Source organism: Streptomyces sp. NPDC057682, from assembly GCF_042799575.1.
Taxonomy (GTDB): Bacteria; Actinomycetota; Actinomycetes; order Streptomycetales; family Streptomycetaceae; genus Streptomyces.
In genome coordinates, this window is the sequence record NZ_JBHVIN010000003.1 from 488594 (window position 1) to 503355 (window position 14762).

General features: G+C 73.9%; 15 protein-coding genes and 1 pseudogene. 13 read left to right on the top strand and 3 right to left on the bottom strand.

Annotated elements, in window-relative coordinates:
- Window positions 1-8 precede the first annotated feature (8 nt).
- The 5 genes from ACFVDM_RS07335 (at window position 9) to ACFVDM_RS07355 (ending at window position 5643) form a co-directional block, all read left to right on the top strand.
- On the top strand, window positions 9-701 hold the full coding sequence (locus ACFVDM_RS07335) for an NAD(P)-dependent oxidoreductase (RefSeq protein ID WP_383634361.1): 693 nt from the start codon (window positions 9-11) through the stop codon (window positions 699-701).
- A 213-nt stretch (window positions 702-914) separates the two neighbouring features.
- The gene (locus tag ACFVDM_RS07340; RefSeq protein WP_383634363.1) at window positions 915-1394 is read left to right on the top strand and encodes a DUF6643 family protein; all 480 of its coding nucleotides are present in this window, start codon (window positions 915-917) and stop codon (window positions 1392-1394) included.
- A gap of 64 nt (window positions 1395-1458) precedes the next feature.
- Window positions 1459-2283: an MOSC domain-containing protein gene (locus ACFVDM_RS07345; protein WP_383634365.1), complete on the top strand. Its 825-nt coding sequence runs from the start codon at window positions 1459-1461 to the stop codon at window positions 2281-2283.
- Window positions 2284-2420: 137 nt separating this feature from the next.
- Complete coding sequence (locus tag ACFVDM_RS07350; RefSeq protein WP_383634366.1) at window positions 2421-3026, top strand: hypothetical protein; 606 nt, start codon at window positions 2421-2423, stop codon at window positions 3024-3026.
- 178 nt (window positions 3027-3204) lie between these two features.
- Window positions 3205-5643, top strand: coding sequence for a right-handed parallel beta-helix repeat-containing protein (locus tag ACFVDM_RS07355; RefSeq protein ID WP_383634368.1), 2439 nt, complete (start codon window positions 3205-3207; stop codon window positions 5641-5643).
- On the opposite strand, the pseudogene ACFVDM_RS07360 reads toward ACFVDM_RS07355, so the two are convergent.
- Window positions 5616-7897, bottom strand: a pseudogene (locus ACFVDM_RS07360) (hypothetical protein); the annotation flags it as partial. The gene ACFVDM_RS07355 and the pseudogene ACFVDM_RS07360 sit on opposite strands and share 28 nt — an antisense overlap.
- A gap of 268 nt (window positions 7898-8165) precedes the next feature.
- Between ACFVDM_RS07360 and ACFVDM_RS07365 the strand changes: the two are divergent.
- The 3 genes from ACFVDM_RS07365 (at window position 8166) to ACFVDM_RS07375 (ending at window position 10145) form a co-directional block, all read left to right on the top strand.
- Window positions 8166-9008 (top strand): DeoR/GlpR family DNA-binding transcription regulator, encoded by an 843-nt coding sequence (locus ACFVDM_RS07365; RefSeq protein WP_383634370.1) that lies wholly within the window; start codon window positions 8166-8168, stop codon window positions 9006-9008.
- Between the two features lie 76 nt (window positions 9009-9084).
- Window positions 9085-9534 carry an SRPBCC family protein gene (locus tag ACFVDM_RS07370; protein WP_383634372.1) on the top strand — a complete coding sequence of 150 codons (450 nt, stop codon included), beginning with the start codon at window positions 9085-9087 and terminating at the stop codon, window positions 9532-9534.
- 131 nt (window positions 9535-9665) lie between these two features.
- Window positions 9666-10145 (top strand): SRPBCC family protein, encoded by a 480-nt coding sequence (locus tag ACFVDM_RS07375; protein WP_383634374.1) that lies wholly within the window; start codon window positions 9666-9668, stop codon window positions 10143-10145.
- Between the two features lie 60 nt (window positions 10146-10205).
- On the opposite strand, the gene ACFVDM_RS07380 is transcribed toward ACFVDM_RS07375, so the two are convergent.
- The gene (locus tag ACFVDM_RS07380; protein ID WP_383634376.1) at window positions 10206-11357 is read right to left on the bottom strand and encodes a PLP-dependent cysteine synthase family protein; all 1152 of its coding nucleotides are present in this window, start codon (window positions 11355-11357) and stop codon (window positions 10206-10208) included.
- A gap of 214 nt (window positions 11358-11571) precedes the next feature.
- Between ACFVDM_RS07380 and ACFVDM_RS07385 the strand changes: the two genes are divergently transcribed.
- Together ACFVDM_RS07385 and ACFVDM_RS07390 are read left to right on the top strand one after the other, a co-directional pair.
- The gene (locus tag ACFVDM_RS07385; RefSeq protein WP_383634378.1) at window positions 11572-11889 is read left to right on the top strand and encodes a hypothetical protein; all 318 of its coding nucleotides are present in this window, start codon (window positions 11572-11574) and stop codon (window positions 11887-11889) included.
- 184 nt (window positions 11890-12073) lie between these two features.
- Complete coding sequence (locus ACFVDM_RS07390) at window positions 12074-12595, top strand: ATP-binding protein (RefSeq protein ID WP_383634380.1); 522 nt, start codon at window positions 12074-12076, stop codon at window positions 12593-12595.
- A 68-nt stretch (window positions 12596-12663) separates the two neighbouring features.
- Here ACFVDM_RS07390 and ACFVDM_RS07395 read toward each other — a convergent pair whose 3' ends face one another.
- Window positions 12664-12954, bottom strand: coding sequence for an SHOCT domain-containing protein (locus ACFVDM_RS07395; protein ID WP_383634382.1), 291 nt, complete (start codon window positions 12952-12954; stop codon window positions 12664-12666).
- Window positions 12955-13134: 180 nt separating this feature from the next.
- Between ACFVDM_RS07395 and ACFVDM_RS07400 the strand changes: the two genes are divergently transcribed.
- Genes ACFVDM_RS07400 through ACFVDM_RS07410 form a run of 3 tightly spaced genes read left to right on the top strand, consistent with a single transcriptional unit; the run spans window position 13135 to window position 14729 of the window.
- Window positions 13135-13698 carry a TetR/AcrR family transcriptional regulator gene (locus tag ACFVDM_RS07400; RefSeq protein WP_383634384.1) on the top strand — a complete coding sequence of 188 codons (564 nt, stop codon included), beginning with the start codon at window positions 13135-13137 and terminating at the stop codon, window positions 13696-13698.
- Between the two features lie 43 nt (window positions 13699-13741).
- Window positions 13742-14140, top strand: coding sequence for a cupin domain-containing protein (locus tag ACFVDM_RS07405; RefSeq protein ID WP_383634386.1), 399 nt, complete (start codon window positions 13742-13744; stop codon window positions 14138-14140).
- A gap of 10 nt (window positions 14141-14150) precedes the next feature.
- Complete coding sequence (locus ACFVDM_RS07410; RefSeq protein ID WP_383634388.1) at window positions 14151-14729, top strand: DUF4865 family protein; 579 nt, start codon at window positions 14151-14153, stop codon at window positions 14727-14729.
- Window positions 14730-14762: the final 33 nt, after the last annotated feature.

Here is a 14762-nt window from a genome sequence, read left to right on the forward strand (position 1 = left end):
ACCCCGCCATGCGTATCGCAGTCTTCGGTGCCAACGGGCCCACCGGCCGGCACCTCACCGACCAGGCTCTCGCCGCCGGCCACGAGGTGGTGGGCGTGACCCGCCGCCCCGGCTCCCTGGGGGCGCGGCCCGGACTCACCGAGGCCGTCGCCGACGCCACCGACCCCGCGGCGGTCGACGCCGCCGTGCGCGGCACGGACGCGGTCCTCTCCGCGCTCGGCGCGCGGTTCTCCAAGGAGGCGATCACCCTGTACTCGGCGAGCGCCGGGGCGATCACCGAGGCCATGGCCCGTCACGGCGTGAAGCGGCTGCTGGCCATCAGCTCCAGCGTCGCCGACCCCGGCTGGCGGCCCACCGGCGCGCACTTCTTCAACCATGTGCTCGATCCGCTGGTGAACCGGCGGCTGGGCCGCACGCTGCACGCGGACATGCGCCGCATGGAGGAGGTGATCGGAGCGACCGGTCTCGACTGGACCCTGGTCCGCCCCTCGGGACTCTTCGAGCACCCCGTCGTCACCGACTACCGGACCGAACGCACCAGCGCGGACGGGGTGTTCACCGCCCGCGCGGACCTCGCGGCGGCCATGCTCCGCGAGTTGGAGGAGCGGCGCCACGTCCGCGCCGCCATGGGTGTGATCACCACGGCGGTGAAGCCGAACATCGCCTCGCTGATCTGGAACGAGGGGATACGGAAGAAGTGAGCGGCGCGCCCCTCGGCACCGGGCCCGGAAACCGCCCGGAACACCGGGTTCCGGGCACCGGGGGCGGTCCGTGCCTACGCGCGGGTAGATCGCGCTCCCAAACCATCTCCCGGACGATGTTTTGCCAGGTCGGAACGGGAGAACCCGCGTAAATCGGATGAGCCTGAGATTGGGACTCCCCAATCCGCACATCGTGGGCTTAACTTAGGTGCCATGACCTCCCCCCGCTCCACCTACGGCGGCGGCTACTACTCCGCGCCGTCCTTCCCCGACACCCCCATCTACGACTCCCTGGTCGCGGAGCGGGGTACGCCTCAGATCGCACCGATCCGAGTGCCCGCCGCGTACGACACCGGCAACAGCTATCTGCCGGCGCTGCCGTCGGCCCTGCCAGCGCTTCCCGCGGCCCCTTCCCAGCCCGCTCCGTCGTACGGCTACCCGCAGCCGGCGACCCAGCAGAGCTACGCGCCCATGCAGCCGGCCCAGCTGCAGCACGCCCCGGCGCCCTACATCCCGCAGCAGCCGGCGGCGAGCCGCGGCGGGTACCAGTCCCCTCCGCCGTACCAGCAGCAGCGTCCCGCGCCGGGGACGGGCTACGAGTCGATGCGCCCGGCGGCGCCCCGGCCCGCGCCCGTGCAGTCCCCGTACGAGGACCCGTACAACCGCCCGTACCAGGGCGGCCGGGGCTACTAGCACCGGTCCGCGGAGGTACGGGGCACGGGCGGGCCGTCCTGGTGGCGGCTGGCAGGATGGGGGCATGCCTGCTCCCGGCCTGAGCGCCGTCCATGTCCATCCGGTCAAATCGCTGGCCGCGTACGCCGTCGGGGAGGCCGTCGTCGAGCCATGGGGACTCGGCGGCGACCGCCGCTGGATGCTGGTGGACACCGAGGGAACGGTGGTCACCCAGCGGCAGCGGCCCCGGCTGGCGCTGGTCTCCGCCGAGCCCGTGCCCGGCGGTGGAGTCGTGCTGGCCGCGCCGGGGAGCGCCGCCCTGACCGTGGAGGTCCCGGAACCGCGGGAGACGGTCCGGGTGCGGCTGCACCGCAGCCGTCTCGATGTCGTCGAGGCGGCGCGGGAGGCCCACGACTGGTTCGGGGCCTTCCTCGGCACCGAGGTCAGGCTCGTTCATCTGGACGCGCCGGAGCGGCGCCGGTTCATCGATCCCGCGTACGCGCGGCCGGGCGAGCCGGTGAGTCTGGCGGACGGCTATCCGCTGCTCCTGACGTCCACCGCCTCGCTGGACGCGCTGAACGCGCTCGTCGCGGCGGGCGACCGGGCCGACGAGGGACCCCTGCCGATGGACCGGTTCCGGCCGAACGTCGTGGTCTCCGGGACCGAGCCCTGGGCGGAGGACGGCTGGCACCGTCTCGCGATCGGGGAGGTCGCCTTCCGGGTGGCGCGGCCGAGCGCCCGCTGTGTCGTGACGACGACCGACCAGCGCACCGCCCGGCGCGGCACCGAACCGCTCCGCACTCTGGCCCGTCACCGCAGGTCGGACGGCGAACTGCGTTTCGGGCTGAACCTCGTCCCCGACACCACCGGTGTCGTCCGGGTCGGCGACCCGCTCCGGATCCTGGCCTGAAACGGACGCCTCCGGCCGGGAACCCCCGCCGGTGCGCGCGCTGTTGGACGGCGTGAGCTTGCTCTCTCTTCCGTCCCCGGGCGCGCGGGCCGCACCGTACCGGGTTAAGACGGATACGGAAGAGGGGGTGCAGGACTGTGCGAGCGCTCACGGGAGTCTGGCGTTGGCGGCACAACCCCCTGCGCCGCGCCACGGACAGGCGCGAGGCGTGGGTGGCTCTGGTCGCGTTCCTCCTGCTGGTGGTGGGGGCGCCGGTGGTCGGCTGGCTGTGCGGGGCGCGCGCCGACGGAGCACTGCTGGACGCGGTCCGGGCGCAGCGCGCCGAGCGGCGGGCCACCACGGCCGTCGTGGTGCGGCGGGTGGCGCCCCGGCAGTTGGTCACCGACACCGAGTCGGGGGCGGACAGCCGTGCGCAGACCCCGGTGGTGGCCCGCTGGAAGGCCCCCGACGGGACGGCACGGGTGGCCACCGTGCGGACGGTGTCGCGCGACACGGAGGCCGGGTCGCGGGTGCGGATCTGGACGGACCGGGCGGGCCGTCTCGCGTCCCGTCCGATGGACACCGCGACCGCGCACACGAACGCGGTCCTGGCCGGAATCGGCGGGGCGCTGCTCGCCGCCCTGTGCGTCGAGGGCGGCCGGCGGCTGATCGTCCGGCAGATGACGCGTCTGCGGTACGCGCGACTGGACCGGGCCTGGGCCGAGGTCGGGCCGGACTGGGGCAGAACGGGGACCGGGAGTTAGCGGGGTCCGTCCACCTCGCGGAACGACGACCTCCTGATCGGGTCAACTCCCGCCCTCCGCGCGCGCTACGGTGGACCGGCCCGCCCGTGACACCGGTGGGCGGACCCCCGGTCGGTCGCTGCCGCGAGGCGGTGGCAGGGGGCATCACACACGCACGAGGTGGGGGCACAACAGCGCCATGGCACAGGGCACGGTCCAGGTGACGCACACCGGCACATCGCGGTGGCGGCGCCGCACAGGCGAGTACGCCTCCCTCACCGCGGCTCTGGAGGCGGCGGCGGACGGTGACGTGCTCACCGTCGCGCCGGGTACGTACCGGGAGAATCTGGTCATCGCCCGCGCGGTGACGCTGCGCGGGCCCGAGGGCTCGGTCGGTTCGGTGCGGATCGCGCCCGCGGACGGCGTGCCGCTGACCGTACGCGCCTCCGCCGTCGTCCAGGACCTGCACGTGGAGGGCCAGGACGTGGCGTCCCCGGCGCTGCTGATCGAGGACGGGACGCCGGAGCTGTCCGATCTGCGGATCGTGACGCGGTCGGCCGCCGGGGTCGAGGTGCGCGGCGCGGCGCGGCCCACGGTCCGCCGGTGCACGGTCGACAATCCGGCGGGCGTCGGCATCGCCGTGCTCGACGGCGCGGGCGGTGTCTTCGAGGAGTGCGAGGTCGTCTCGGCCGGGCAGGCCGGGGTCTCCGTGCGCGACGGGGCACACCCCCGGCTGGACCGCTGCCGGGTCCACCACGCCTCGGGCGCGGGCCTGTCGGTCACCGGTGAGGGCAGCGCGCTGGAGGCGCTGGGCTGCGAGGTGTACGAGATCAAGGGCAGCGGGATACAGGTGTCGGCGCGCGCGAGTGCCCATCTGACCGACTGCACCGTGCACCGCACCTCGTCGGACGGGGTCACCCTGGACACGGACGCGGTGCTCACCCTGGCGGACTGCGACATCCACGACGTCCCGGAGAACGCGGTGGACCTGCGGTCGCGTTCGGTGCTGACGCTGACGCGCTCGACGGTGCGGCGGTTCGGCCGCAACGGTCTCTCGGTCTGGGACCCGGGCACCCGGGTCGACGCCAACCAGTGCGAGATCCACGACTCCACCGGGGACTATCCGGCGGTCTGGGTCAGCGACGGGGCCACGGTGATACTGGACTCCTGCCGGGTCCACGACGTGCCGGACGCGCTGTTCGTGCTCGACCGGGGCTCGCGCGCCGATGTCGTGGACAGCGATCTGACCCAGGTCCGCAACACGGCGGTCTCCGTCAGCGACGGGGCGACCGCCCAGCTCGACGACTGCCGGATCCGGGAGGCGTCCACGGGCGCCTGGTTCCGCGACCACGGCAGCGGCGGCACGCTGAACAACTGCACCATCGACGCCGCGCAGACCGGGGTGATCGTCACCAAGGGCGCCGACCCGACGATCGAGCGCTGCACGGTCACCTCCCCCGCCGAGGCCGGCTTCTACGTGTCGGCGGAAGGGCGGGGCACCTTCCACGGCTGCCGGGTGACGGGCAGTGAGGGATACGGCTTCCATGTGATGGACGGCTGCCGTACGACGCTGCGGCGCTGCCGCACCGAGCGGTGCGCGCGCGGCGGATACGAGTTCGCCGAGGGCGGCGGCCACGGGGACGGCACGTCCGGCGGCCCGGTCGTCGAGGACTGCACGAGCGACGAGAGCGGGCTGCGCACCACCCCCGCCCCGCCGCCCGCGGTGATGACGGCCACCCAGTCCTCCCCCGGGCTGCTGGGCTCGGTGCCCGCGCCGAGGGCCACGCCGCCGGTCGTGGAGGCGGCCGCGGCGCCCGCCGAGCCGTCCCGCACCTCCGACGCGGTGCTCGGCGAACTCGACGCGCTGGTCGGGCTGGACAGCGTCAAGCGCGAGGTCCGGGCGCTCACCGACATGATCGAGGTGGGGCGGCGGCGCCGGCAGGCGGGGCTGAAGGCGGCATCGGTCCGCCGGCACCTCGTCTTCACCGGCTCCCCCGGCACCGGGAAGACGACGGTCGCCCGGCTGTACGGCGAGATCCTGGCGTCGCTCGGGGTGCTGGAGCGGGGCCATCTCGTCGAGGTGTCCCGCGTCGACCTGGTCGGGGAGCACATCGGCTCGACGGCCATCCGCACCCAGGAGGCGTTCGACCGGGCGCGCGGCGGGGTGCTGTTCGTCGACGAGGCGTACGCGCTGTCTCCCGAGGACTCGGGCCGGGACTTCGGCCGCGAGGCGATCGACACCCTGGTGAAGCTGATGGAGGACCACCGTGACGCGGTCGTCGTCATCGTCGCCGGGTACACCCACGAGATGGAGCGGTTCCTGACCGTCAACCCCGGGGTGGCGTCCCGGTTCTCCCGGACCATCACCTTCAGCGACTACGAGCCGGACGAGCTGCTGCGGATCGTGGAACAGCAGTCCGAGGAGCAGGAGTACAGCCTGGCGCCGGGCACCGGGGAGGCGCTGCTGAAGTACTTCACGGAGCTTCCCAAGGGCCCGGCGTTCGGCAACGGGCGCACGGCGCGGCAGACCTTCGAGTCGATGGTCGAGCGGCACGCGGGCCGGGTCGCCCAGCTCGCCGACGCGAGCACGGACGACCTCACCCTGCTGTATCCGGAAGACCTTCCGGCACTTCCCTGAGGTCCCGGCCCGGTTGCTCCGCCTGGCGGGGCACGACCGGGACCAGGCGTTCCAGGAGGGCCGCCCGCTCCTCGGCGAAGACGGGGTCGGCCTGGTAGTCGGAGTGGCCGAGCACCGGTTCGGGCAGCGGGTGCTCGGCGGTGCGTCCGTAGACGAGCGGGTCCCTTAGGGGGCCTCGGTCGACCTCGGGGCCGGACTCCTCGCCGAGGCGGACCGGGCCGCCGATCGGGTCGGTGGCCCGCCAGAGGTTGCGCCAGCAGTGCACGGAGCGGTGCAGTCCGTGGAGCTGGGCGGGGCCGAAGTAGGCGGGGAACCAGCGTCCGTAGAGCCGCTCGATCGGGGAGCCGTAGGTGAGCAGGGCGACCCGGGCCCGGGTCGCGGCGGGCAGTTGCCAGACCGCCGAGGCGGCCAGGACGCTGCCCTGGGAGTGGCCGGAGATGACGAGCCGGCCCCGGGTCCGCGCGGTCCAGCCGGACATCCGCGAGGCGAGGTCGGGCACGGCCCGCTCGGCGTAGCAGGGCGGGGCGAACGGGTGCGCGGCGCGCGGCCAGAAGGTGCCGACGTCCCAGAGGATGCCGATGGTGCGGCGGGCCGAGGCGTCCCGGTAGGCGCGCCGCCCGCAGGCGACGAAGACCAGGAAGCCGAAGCCGATCAGCCAGGAGCCGGTGGACTGCGCCGCCTCGGCCAGCGACTCGACGAAGGCACTGCCGCCCTCCAGCGCGAGCCCGGGGACCTGTCCGCTGGCCCAGGCCCCGGCGACGGCTCCCGCGCCGAGCAGCAGGGTGGCGGCGGAGACCAGGCCGAGCATGCCGGGGGCGGAGTCGGTGAGGGCGGCGGTGGCGCGGATCCGGGCGATCTGCCGGGTCCGTGCGGCATCGGGCCGCTCCCCCGCGTACTCCGTACCGATGACCGGCTCCAGCCGGCGGGCGGCGCGGTAGGTGCGCAGACCGAGGACGAGTCCGGGGACCAGGAGCAGGAGCAGCAGCACCGGGATGACGGAGGCCTGCCAGCTGAGGAGCACCGGCGGGCCCTCGATGACGGAGCTGCGGCCCATGCCGGGGGTGCCGGGCCCGTCCAGCCAGTCCGCGACGCGCTGGGCGACCCCGCCCGTCATCACCCCGCCGAGCGCGCAGGCGAGCATCGCGACGGCGGGGCCTCCGAGTCCGCGCATCACGGTGCGCGGTTCGGGGCTGCGGCGGTACAGGTCGAGCGAGACGACGGCCAGGGCCACGACGAGGGCCCCCTGGGCCAGGGTGACGACGCGGAAGGTGACGTCGCCGGGGAGCGCGCCGCTGGAGACCCAGCCGGGGCGCGACCAGCCGGCGTGCAGCAGGGCGAGGGCGAGGAGGAGCAGGGAGGCGGCGGGGAGCCAGGTGACGAGGGCGCGGTCGAGCCGGTTGTCCAGGCGCCGTTCGCTGCGTCCGCGCCGGCACACCACCCAGAGGACGACGAGCATCCCGACGACGAGCGCGGCCTCGATCAGCCGGCCGTACAGCGCGGGCACGGCGCCGTCGACCGCGCGGTCGCGGCGGGCCGCCGCGCCGGCGACGGAGGCGGTCACGGTGAGGAACCCCGCGGCGGTGTGGGCGGCGCGCAGCCGGGCGACGAGGCGCCGTCCGTACCAGAATCCGGGGCGGCCGAGGACCGGTCGCACGACGGGGGCGGGGTCCGCCGGGGCCGCCGGGGCGGTGTCCTCGTCCGGGTCGGTCCCGTCGAGCGGCCGCTGCGACTCGTAGGCGCTCCAGGTGCGGTTGGACAGATACCAGAGGAGGCCCACCAGGGCGGCCGGCAGCAGGGCGGCGAGTGCGAGCCTGCGGCCGGGCTGGGACCACCAGCCGCCCTGGGCGGTGGACAGGAATCCCAGCCACGAGCGCTGGTCGGAGCAGGCCGGGACACCCGCGCACTGCCAGGCGGTGAGGTCGAGCGCCACCTCGCAGGCGGCGGCGGTGAGCAGCACGGTGAGGCTCAGGGCGACGAGGCGGACGAGGACGCCGTAGAGCCGGATCGCGCGGGGGCGGCGGCGGGCCGCGGGGCGCATCCAGTGCGCGAGGTTGATCACCATGAACGGCAGGAGCAGCAGCCACAGGGCGCGGGAGCCGTTGCCCGAGGTGAGGTTGGACCAGCAGTAGGCCTCGGGGATCGGGCGGTCCCGGTAGCGGTCCGGGTGGTCCTCCGCGTCGGCGTCGCCGGAACGGCGGTAGATGGCCGCGGTGGCGTCGCCGGTGATCCGGACGGTGCGCGGATCGACGAGCATCTCCTGCGGGGTGGCGCCGCCCACGCCGTGGACCAGCAGTTCCAGTGCGGGGCCGTCGTTCTGCGGGGCGTGGGTGACAGATGGCACGGAGATGACTCGCTCTCGGATGAGGGCCCGGAGGGGCGCGGCTGATGCCCGGTCACCAGAGTGGGGGACGGGGCCGGGTGCGCGCAGCGCTCTCGGGGATTCTCCCCGGTGCGGCGTGCGCCGACACCGCGTGGCAGGATGAGCGGTCCCCGGCACGGCCTACGGAAGGGATCGGACCCCGTTGAGCGACCATCAGAATCTGCTCGCCGAGCAGCGGCGTGCGCTCATCCTCGACGAGGTACGCAGGCGGGGTGGCGTCCGGGTCAACGAGTTGACCCGGAAACTGAGCGTCTCCGACATGACCGTGCGCCGGGACCTGGACGCCCTGGCCCGTCAGGGTGTGGTGGAAAAGGTCCACGGCGGCGCCGTGCCCGTGGTCGAGGCCCGGACGCACGAGCCCGGTTTCGAGGCCAAGTCGGCGCTGGAGCTGACGGCCAAGGAGGACATCGCGCGGGCGGCCGCCGCGATGGCGGTGCCGGGCAGTGCCCTCGCGCTCTCCGGCGGGACCACGACGTACGCCCTGGCCCAGCAGCTGCTGGACGTACCCGATCTGACGGTGGTGACCAACTCGGTGCGGGTCGCGGACGTGTTCCACGCCGCGCAGCGGCCGGGTTCGTCGGGGGCCCGGCCCGGTGCGGCGACCGTGGTGCTCACCGGTGGGGTGCGTACCCCGTCGGACTCGCTGGTGGGTCCGGTGGCGGACCGGGCGATCGCCTCGCTCCATTTCGACGTGCTGTTCCTCGGTGTGCACGGGATCTCCGTGGAGGGCGGTCTGTCCACGCCGAATCTGGCGGAGGCGGAGACCAACCGGCGGTTCGTGCAGTCGGCCCGGCGGGTGGTGGTGGTCGCGGACCACACCAAGTGGGGGACGGTGGGGCTGAGTTCGTTCGCCACGCTGGACCAGGTGCACACCTTCGTCACGGACGCCGGGCTCTCCGAGGGGGCCCGCGCGGAGATCGAGGAGCGGCTGCCGGGGCTGGTGGTGGCGGGCCGGTCGTCCGGCGACGCGCCCGCCGCACCGTAGCGTCGGACTCCGGGGTGGTACCGGGCGCGGGTTCCGGTCAGCGCGCGCGGGGGCTGTGACGTCCTAGGATCGTTCCGTGGCCGTCTTCCGTATCGAGCGATGCACCCCGCTGCCCGCCGCCGAGGCCTGGCGCCGGGTGACGGACTGGGAACGGCACGCCGCCCAGGTCCCGCTGACGACGATCAGCGTGCCCGACGGTCGGCCGACGCGGACCGGCACCGTGTTCGTGGCCCGTACCGGCCTGGGACCGCTGGCGTTCGACGATCCGATGGAAGTGGTGCGGTGGTCGCCGCCGGCCGGCGGGCGCGCGGGGATGTGCCTGCTGGAGAAGCGGGGCCGGGTGGTGCTGGGCCGGGCCGCCATCGACGTGTATCCGACCCGTTCCGGTTCCCGTGTGGTGTGGGTGGAGGAACTGCGGGTGCGGCTGCTGCCGCGCTGGGCGGACCCGCTGGTCGTCCGCGCGGGAGGGCGGGTCTTCGGCCGGGTCCTCGACTCGGTGCTCGACCGGCCGCCGCACACGCGCTGAACCGGTCCGTGCGGTGCGGGCGGGCGCGGTGCTCCGGCCGGTCCGCCGTGCCGCGTACGGCGACTTCTGGCGGTGCGCCCGCTATGGTGTGCGCGGCCCGTCCGCCGCCGTCCGCACGGGAGGTGCGTTCCATGGCACGCCTGCTTCGCCCCGTCGGACTCGATTTCGTCGAGTCCGCTCCCCTGCGGCTGGTGTTCGCCGCCGAGGTGTCCGCTCCGCCGGACGTCGTGTACCGCGCCCTGGCGGACGATGTGGAGGGCTGGCCCCGCTGGTTCACTCAGGTCACGAAGGCGGTCCCGACGGACGGAGGGGCGGGGCGCGAGGTGCGGCTCCAGGGCGGGATCACGTTCGCGGAGACCATCGTGGCCGCCGAACCGGGTGAGCGCTACGCGTACCGGATCGACCGGTCCAACGCCCCGGGGCTGCACGCGCTCGTGGAGGAGTGGCGGCTGACGCCTGCGGGGAGCGGCACCCGGGTGCAGTGGACGTTCGCCGCCGGCGGCTCCCCGGTGTTCCGCTTCGTTCTCGGCCGGGGGCGGCCCGTGGTGGGGCGCTCGTTCCGGGACGCGGTGCGGCGGCTCGACCGGCGGCTCGCGTCGTCGGCGGCCTGAGCCCGGGTCCGGGCCCCGCCGCGCGGGCCACGGCGCGTGCGGCGGGGAGCCGTCGGTGCGTCAGCCGGTGGTGCGTGCCGGGCCGGGCCACGCGCCGGTGGCCAGGAAGCGGTCGATGGTCCGGGTGTACGGCTCGATGTCCAGGCCCTGGGAAGCCAACCAGGAGTCGGAGTAGTACTTGTCGAGATAGCGGTCGCCCGGGTCGCAGATCAGCGTGACGACGCTGCCGGTGCGGCCCTCGGCGAGCATCTCCGCGACCAGGGTGAAGGCGCTCCACAGCCCTGTTCCGGTGGAGCCGCCCGCCTTGCGTCCGATGGCCCGTTCCAGGGCGCGTACGGCCGCGACGCTCGCCGCGTCCGGCACCTTCATCATCCGGTCGATGGCCCCGGGCACGAAGCTGGGCTCCATCCGGGGCCGGCCGATGCCCTCGATGCGGGACCCGCAGTCGCTGGTGGCGTGCGGGTCGTGGTGGGTCCAGCCGTCGAAGAAGCAGGAGTTCTCGGGGTCGGGGACGCAAATGCGGGTGTCGAACTGCATGTAGTGGACGTACCGCGCGATGGTCGCGGAGGTGCCACCGGTGCCGGCGGTGGCGACGATCCAGGCCGGTTCCGGATACCGCTCCAGCCGCAGCTGCTGGTAGACGGACTCCGCGATGTTGTTGTTGCCCCGCCAGTCCGTGGCCCGCTCGGCGTACGTGAACTGGTCCATGTAGTGGCCGCCGGTCTCCGCGGCGAGCCGGGCGGACTCCTCGTACATCGTGCGCGAGTCGTCGACGAAGTGGCAGCGCCCTCCGTGGAATTCGATGAGCCGGCACTTCTCGGGGCTGGTGGTGCGCGGCATCACGGCGACGAACGGGACGCCGATCAGCTTGGCGAAGTACGCCTCGGAGACGGCCGTTGAACCGCTGGACGCCTCGATCACCGGCTTCCCGGGCCGGATCCAGCCGTTGCAGAGCCCGTAGAGGAACAGCGAGCGGGCCAGCCGGTGCTTGAGGCTGCCGGTGGGGTGCGTCGACTCGTCCTTGAGGTAGAGGTCGATGCCCCAGCTCGCGGGGAGCGGGAAGAGCAGGAGGTGGGTGTCGGCGGAGCGGTTGGCGTCGGCCTGGACCTTGCGGACGGCCTCCTTCAGCCAGGCGCGGTACTCCGGGTCCGTGCGATCGATGTCGATGGTCGCCGCGGCCTCGCCGCCGTGCTCGTGCTCACTCGTGTTCATCAGCGCGCCTCTCCTCGTACGGCCGGTCCCGGCGGGGCCCACGATATGCCCCCCACCTGCACAAACGTTGACTTTGATGGTCCATAGCCCTGCCTTGGCGTCGCGGGCGGCCCGGCCGCCCGGAAGGTGGGCGTCCGTCCCGATGCGCCCTGGTGGATCCGGCGTGCGCTGGGCAGACTCCCTCCAGGGGAGAGACGAAGGGGGCGAAGGGGCCGTGCGCGAAGCGGAGTTCAGTGAGACGGGTGTCCGTATAGACCGGTGGGCGCGTTCGGTCACCCGGGCCGGTCAGGTCACCGTGAAGGACGGCCGGGTGTCGCTCCTGACCAGCTACGGGCGGGAGATCGACAGTGCCCCGGCGGGGACGGTCAGCGCCGGGCGCCCCTGGTTCGCGGGGCAGGACGCCACGGTGGCGCGGGTCAACGGGAGGCGGTACCGGCTGACGATGCCCCGGCGCGCGGACAAGCCGGACGAGGCGGGGGCCGTGGGGCGTTTCCTGGAGGCGGTACGGCGGGCGCGCGGCGTGACGGGCTGACGGAGCGGGGCCGTGGGGCCACCGCGAGTTGCGGGGTCGCCGACGCGGGGTGACATTGGAGTCACGTCACTCAAGGTCGACCGGCGGTGACAGCGAGACCGCGTCGCCGGCCGCCCGCAGCGGCCAGCCATCTGCTGGATCCGTTCCTTCGTCTTCTTCCGGACTACTTCGGGGAGTCGCAGCCGTGATCAGCGAGCCAAGCAGGCACTGCACGGTGGAGCTCCAGGCCCTGCCGTCGCGGATCGGTCAGGTCCGCAGGATCATCTCGGCGCAGTTGCGCTTCTGGCATCTCGATCCCTTGATCGACCAGGCAGCCCTCGGCGTCACCGAACTTCTGACCAACGTCCACCGGCACGCGCAGCCGGACAAGACGTGCACCGTCGAGGTCGAGTTGCTGCTCGAACGCCTCACGGTGTCCGTCCACGACCACGACCCCCGGCTGCCGACCGTGCGCGAGGCGAGCGAGTCCAGTACGTCGGGACGCGGCCTGGCCCTGATCGCCGCCGTCAGCGAGAGCTGGGGCGTCCGCCCCCGGGGTGGCGCGGGGAAGGTCGTCTGGTTCACCCTGCCGACCCCGTCCCCGCTGGTCACCCAGGCGCCGCACGCCCTGTACGGGGCGACGACCGACGGGCCGTTCGACCTCACCTGTCCGATGGCGCCCGAGACCGTCCCGGCTTCGGCGGCCCGGTCGGTGGTCGTCGGCTGAACCGCGCCGCGTACGGGGCGCCCCACCCGGGGTGCCCCGTACGCGTTCCGCCCGAGGGCGGGCGGCGGTCAGCCGCGGCCGTCCCCGTCGCGGGGGCCGAACCTCTCGTCCAGGACGGAGAGCCGGCGCCAGTACTCGTCCTCGTCGATCTCCCCGGCGGCGAAACGCTTGCCGAGCAGGGCGATCGGTGAGGGTTCACCGGGGCCGCCCGCCACGGCGCGGCCCTGCCAGGGGCCGCGGCGGCCGCGCCACACCGTGCGGCGCAGGACCGTGACGACGGCGACGACGACGGCCGCCCAGACGAGCGGGAAGAGCAGGACCCAGGGTCCGGGTCCGCCGGAATAGGCCAGGGTGTTCATCTCGGTCAGCTCCTCGGGTCACGGTACGGAGGGAAGGTTTTCCCTTGTCACCGAGCCTGCCCCCGCCCCGGGTGCCGCGTCGTCGTCCGCCCGGCGGCCGTCCGCGTACCCCCTCGGGAGTAGCCGGCCACCGGGCCGCATTCCCTGGTTTCTGTACCAACTAGTATGTACAGTGTCGCCATGAGCACTTCGGACCGACTCGTCGAGGCCACCCGCGAACTGCTGTGGGAACGGGGTTACGTGGGCACCAGCCCCAAGGCGATCCAGCAGCAGGCGGGCGCCGGCCAGGGCAGCATGTACCACCACTTCGCCGGCAAGCCCGATCTGGCGCTCGCCGCGATCCGCCGGACGGCGGAGGAGATGCGGACGACGGCGGCACGCTCGCTGGACGGGCCCGGATCGGCGTACGAGCGGATCTCCGGCTATCTGCTGCGCGAGCGCGATGTGCTGCGCGGGTGCCCGGTGGGGCGGCTGACCATGGATCCCGACATCGTCGCGAGCGACGAGCTGCGGGCCCCGGTCGACGAGACGCTCGCCTGGCTGCGCGGCCGGCTGGCAGCGATCGTCCAGGAAGGGCTGGACGGCGGCGAGTTCGACGGGGCGCTGGTGCCGGAGGAGATCGCCTCGGCCGTCGTCGCCACCGTGCAGGGCGGCTACGTCCTGGCCCGCGCCTCCGGCTCGACGGACGCCTTCGACGCCGCCGTGCGGGGGCTGCTCGCCCTGCTCGCCCCGCGCACCCGCTGAGCCCTTCTCCGTACACCGCACCCTCTCCAGGAGCCTTTCGCGCATGCACATCACCCGAAACCGCCCCGCCACCCAGGCCGGTCCGGCGGCGCAGTTCAACGGCACGGTCTGGCTCGACGCGGTGGCCGAGCCCGCACCGCCCTCCCGGATACGCATGTTCAGCGTGCACTTCGCCCCCGGCGGCCACACCGGCTGGCACACCCATCCGCACGGCCAGGTCCTCCACGTCACGGAGGGCGAGGGGCTGGTGCAGCGCCGGGGCGCGCCGCCCGAGCGGATCCGGGCGGGCGACACCGTGTGGATCGAACCGGACGAGTGGCACTGGCACGGCGCCACCCCGCACACGTTCATGACCCATCTGGCCGTCGTCGAGGCGGCCGAGGACGGGTCCACCATCCACTGGCACGACGATGCCGCCGTCCCCACGTACCCGTCGAACTGAGGCCGCCGCGATGCACGCGATGCAGTACGAGATCACGCTTCCCGCCGACTACGACATGGACGTCGTCCGCGACCGGGTGGCGACCCGGGGGCATCTCCTGGACGACTTCGACGGGCTCGGCATCAAGGCCTATCTGATCCGGGAACGCGGTGCGGACTCCCCCGTCAACCAGTACGCCCCGTTCTACCTGTGGACCCGCCCCGAGGGGATGAACGCGTTTCTCTGGGGGCCCGGATTCCAGGGCATCGTGCGGGACTTCGGACGTCCGGCGGTGCAGCACTGGACCGGTCTGGCGTACGCGGAGGGCCCGGCGTCCGCCGCGGAGCCCCGGACGGCCACCCGGCTGCGGTCGGCCGTGGATCCGTCGGCCGCCCCGGCGGAGGAGGTCGAACGGGCCCTGGAGGAGAGCCGGCGCCTGGCCGGGACGCCCGGCGCGGTCGCCACCGCGCTGGTCGCCGACCCCCGCCACTGGGAGCTGGTCCACTTCACGCTCTGGGACCGTCCGCCGCCCGAACCGGGCGAGCGCTACCAGGTGCTGCGGACCAACCGCCCGGAACGCGACCGGCTGGGCGCCGGACGCCAGTGGTAGCCGCCGGGCCGGGCTCCCCCGCGGCGGCCGGTG

Excerpts from the sequence above, each read along its gene's own strand:
- ACFVDM_RS07405 (WP_383634386.1), top strand. The coding sequence starts at position 13,742 with ATGCACATCACCCGAAACCGCCCCGCCACCCAGGCCGGTCCGGCGGCG.
- ACFVDM_RS07400 (WP_383634384.1), top strand. The coding sequence starts at position 13,135 with ATGAGCACTTCGGACCGACTCGTCGAGGCCACCCGCGAACTGCTGTGG.
- ACFVDM_RS07335 (WP_383634361.1), top strand. The coding sequence starts at position 9 with ATGCGTATCGCAGTCTTCGGTGCCAACGGGCCCACCGGCCGGCACCTC.
- ACFVDM_RS07355 (WP_383634368.1), top strand. The coding sequence starts at position 3,205 with ATGGCACAGGGCACGGTCCAGGTGACGCACACCGGCACATCGCGGTGG.
- ACFVDM_RS07395 (WP_383634382.1), bottom strand. The coding sequence starts at position 12,954 with ATGAACACCCTGGCCTATTCCGGCGGACCCGGACCCTGGGTCCTGCTC.
- ACFVDM_RS07345 (WP_383634365.1), top strand. The coding sequence starts at position 1,459 with ATGCCTGCTCCCGGCCTGAGCGCCGTCCATGTCCATCCGGTCAAATCG.
- ACFVDM_RS07340 (WP_383634363.1), top strand. The coding sequence starts at position 915 with ATGACCTCCCCCCGCTCCACCTACGGCGGCGGCTACTACTCCGCGCCG.
- ACFVDM_RS07410 (WP_383634388.1), top strand. The coding sequence starts at position 14,151 with ATGCACGCGATGCAGTACGAGATCACGCTTCCCGCCGACTACGACATG.
- ACFVDM_RS07375 (WP_383634374.1), top strand. The coding sequence starts at position 9,666 with ATGGCACGCCTGCTTCGCCCCGTCGGACTCGATTTCGTCGAGTCCGCT.
- ACFVDM_RS07380 (WP_383634376.1), bottom strand. The coding sequence starts at position 11,357 with ATGAACACGAGTGAGCACGAGCACGGCGGCGAGGCCGCGGCGACCATC.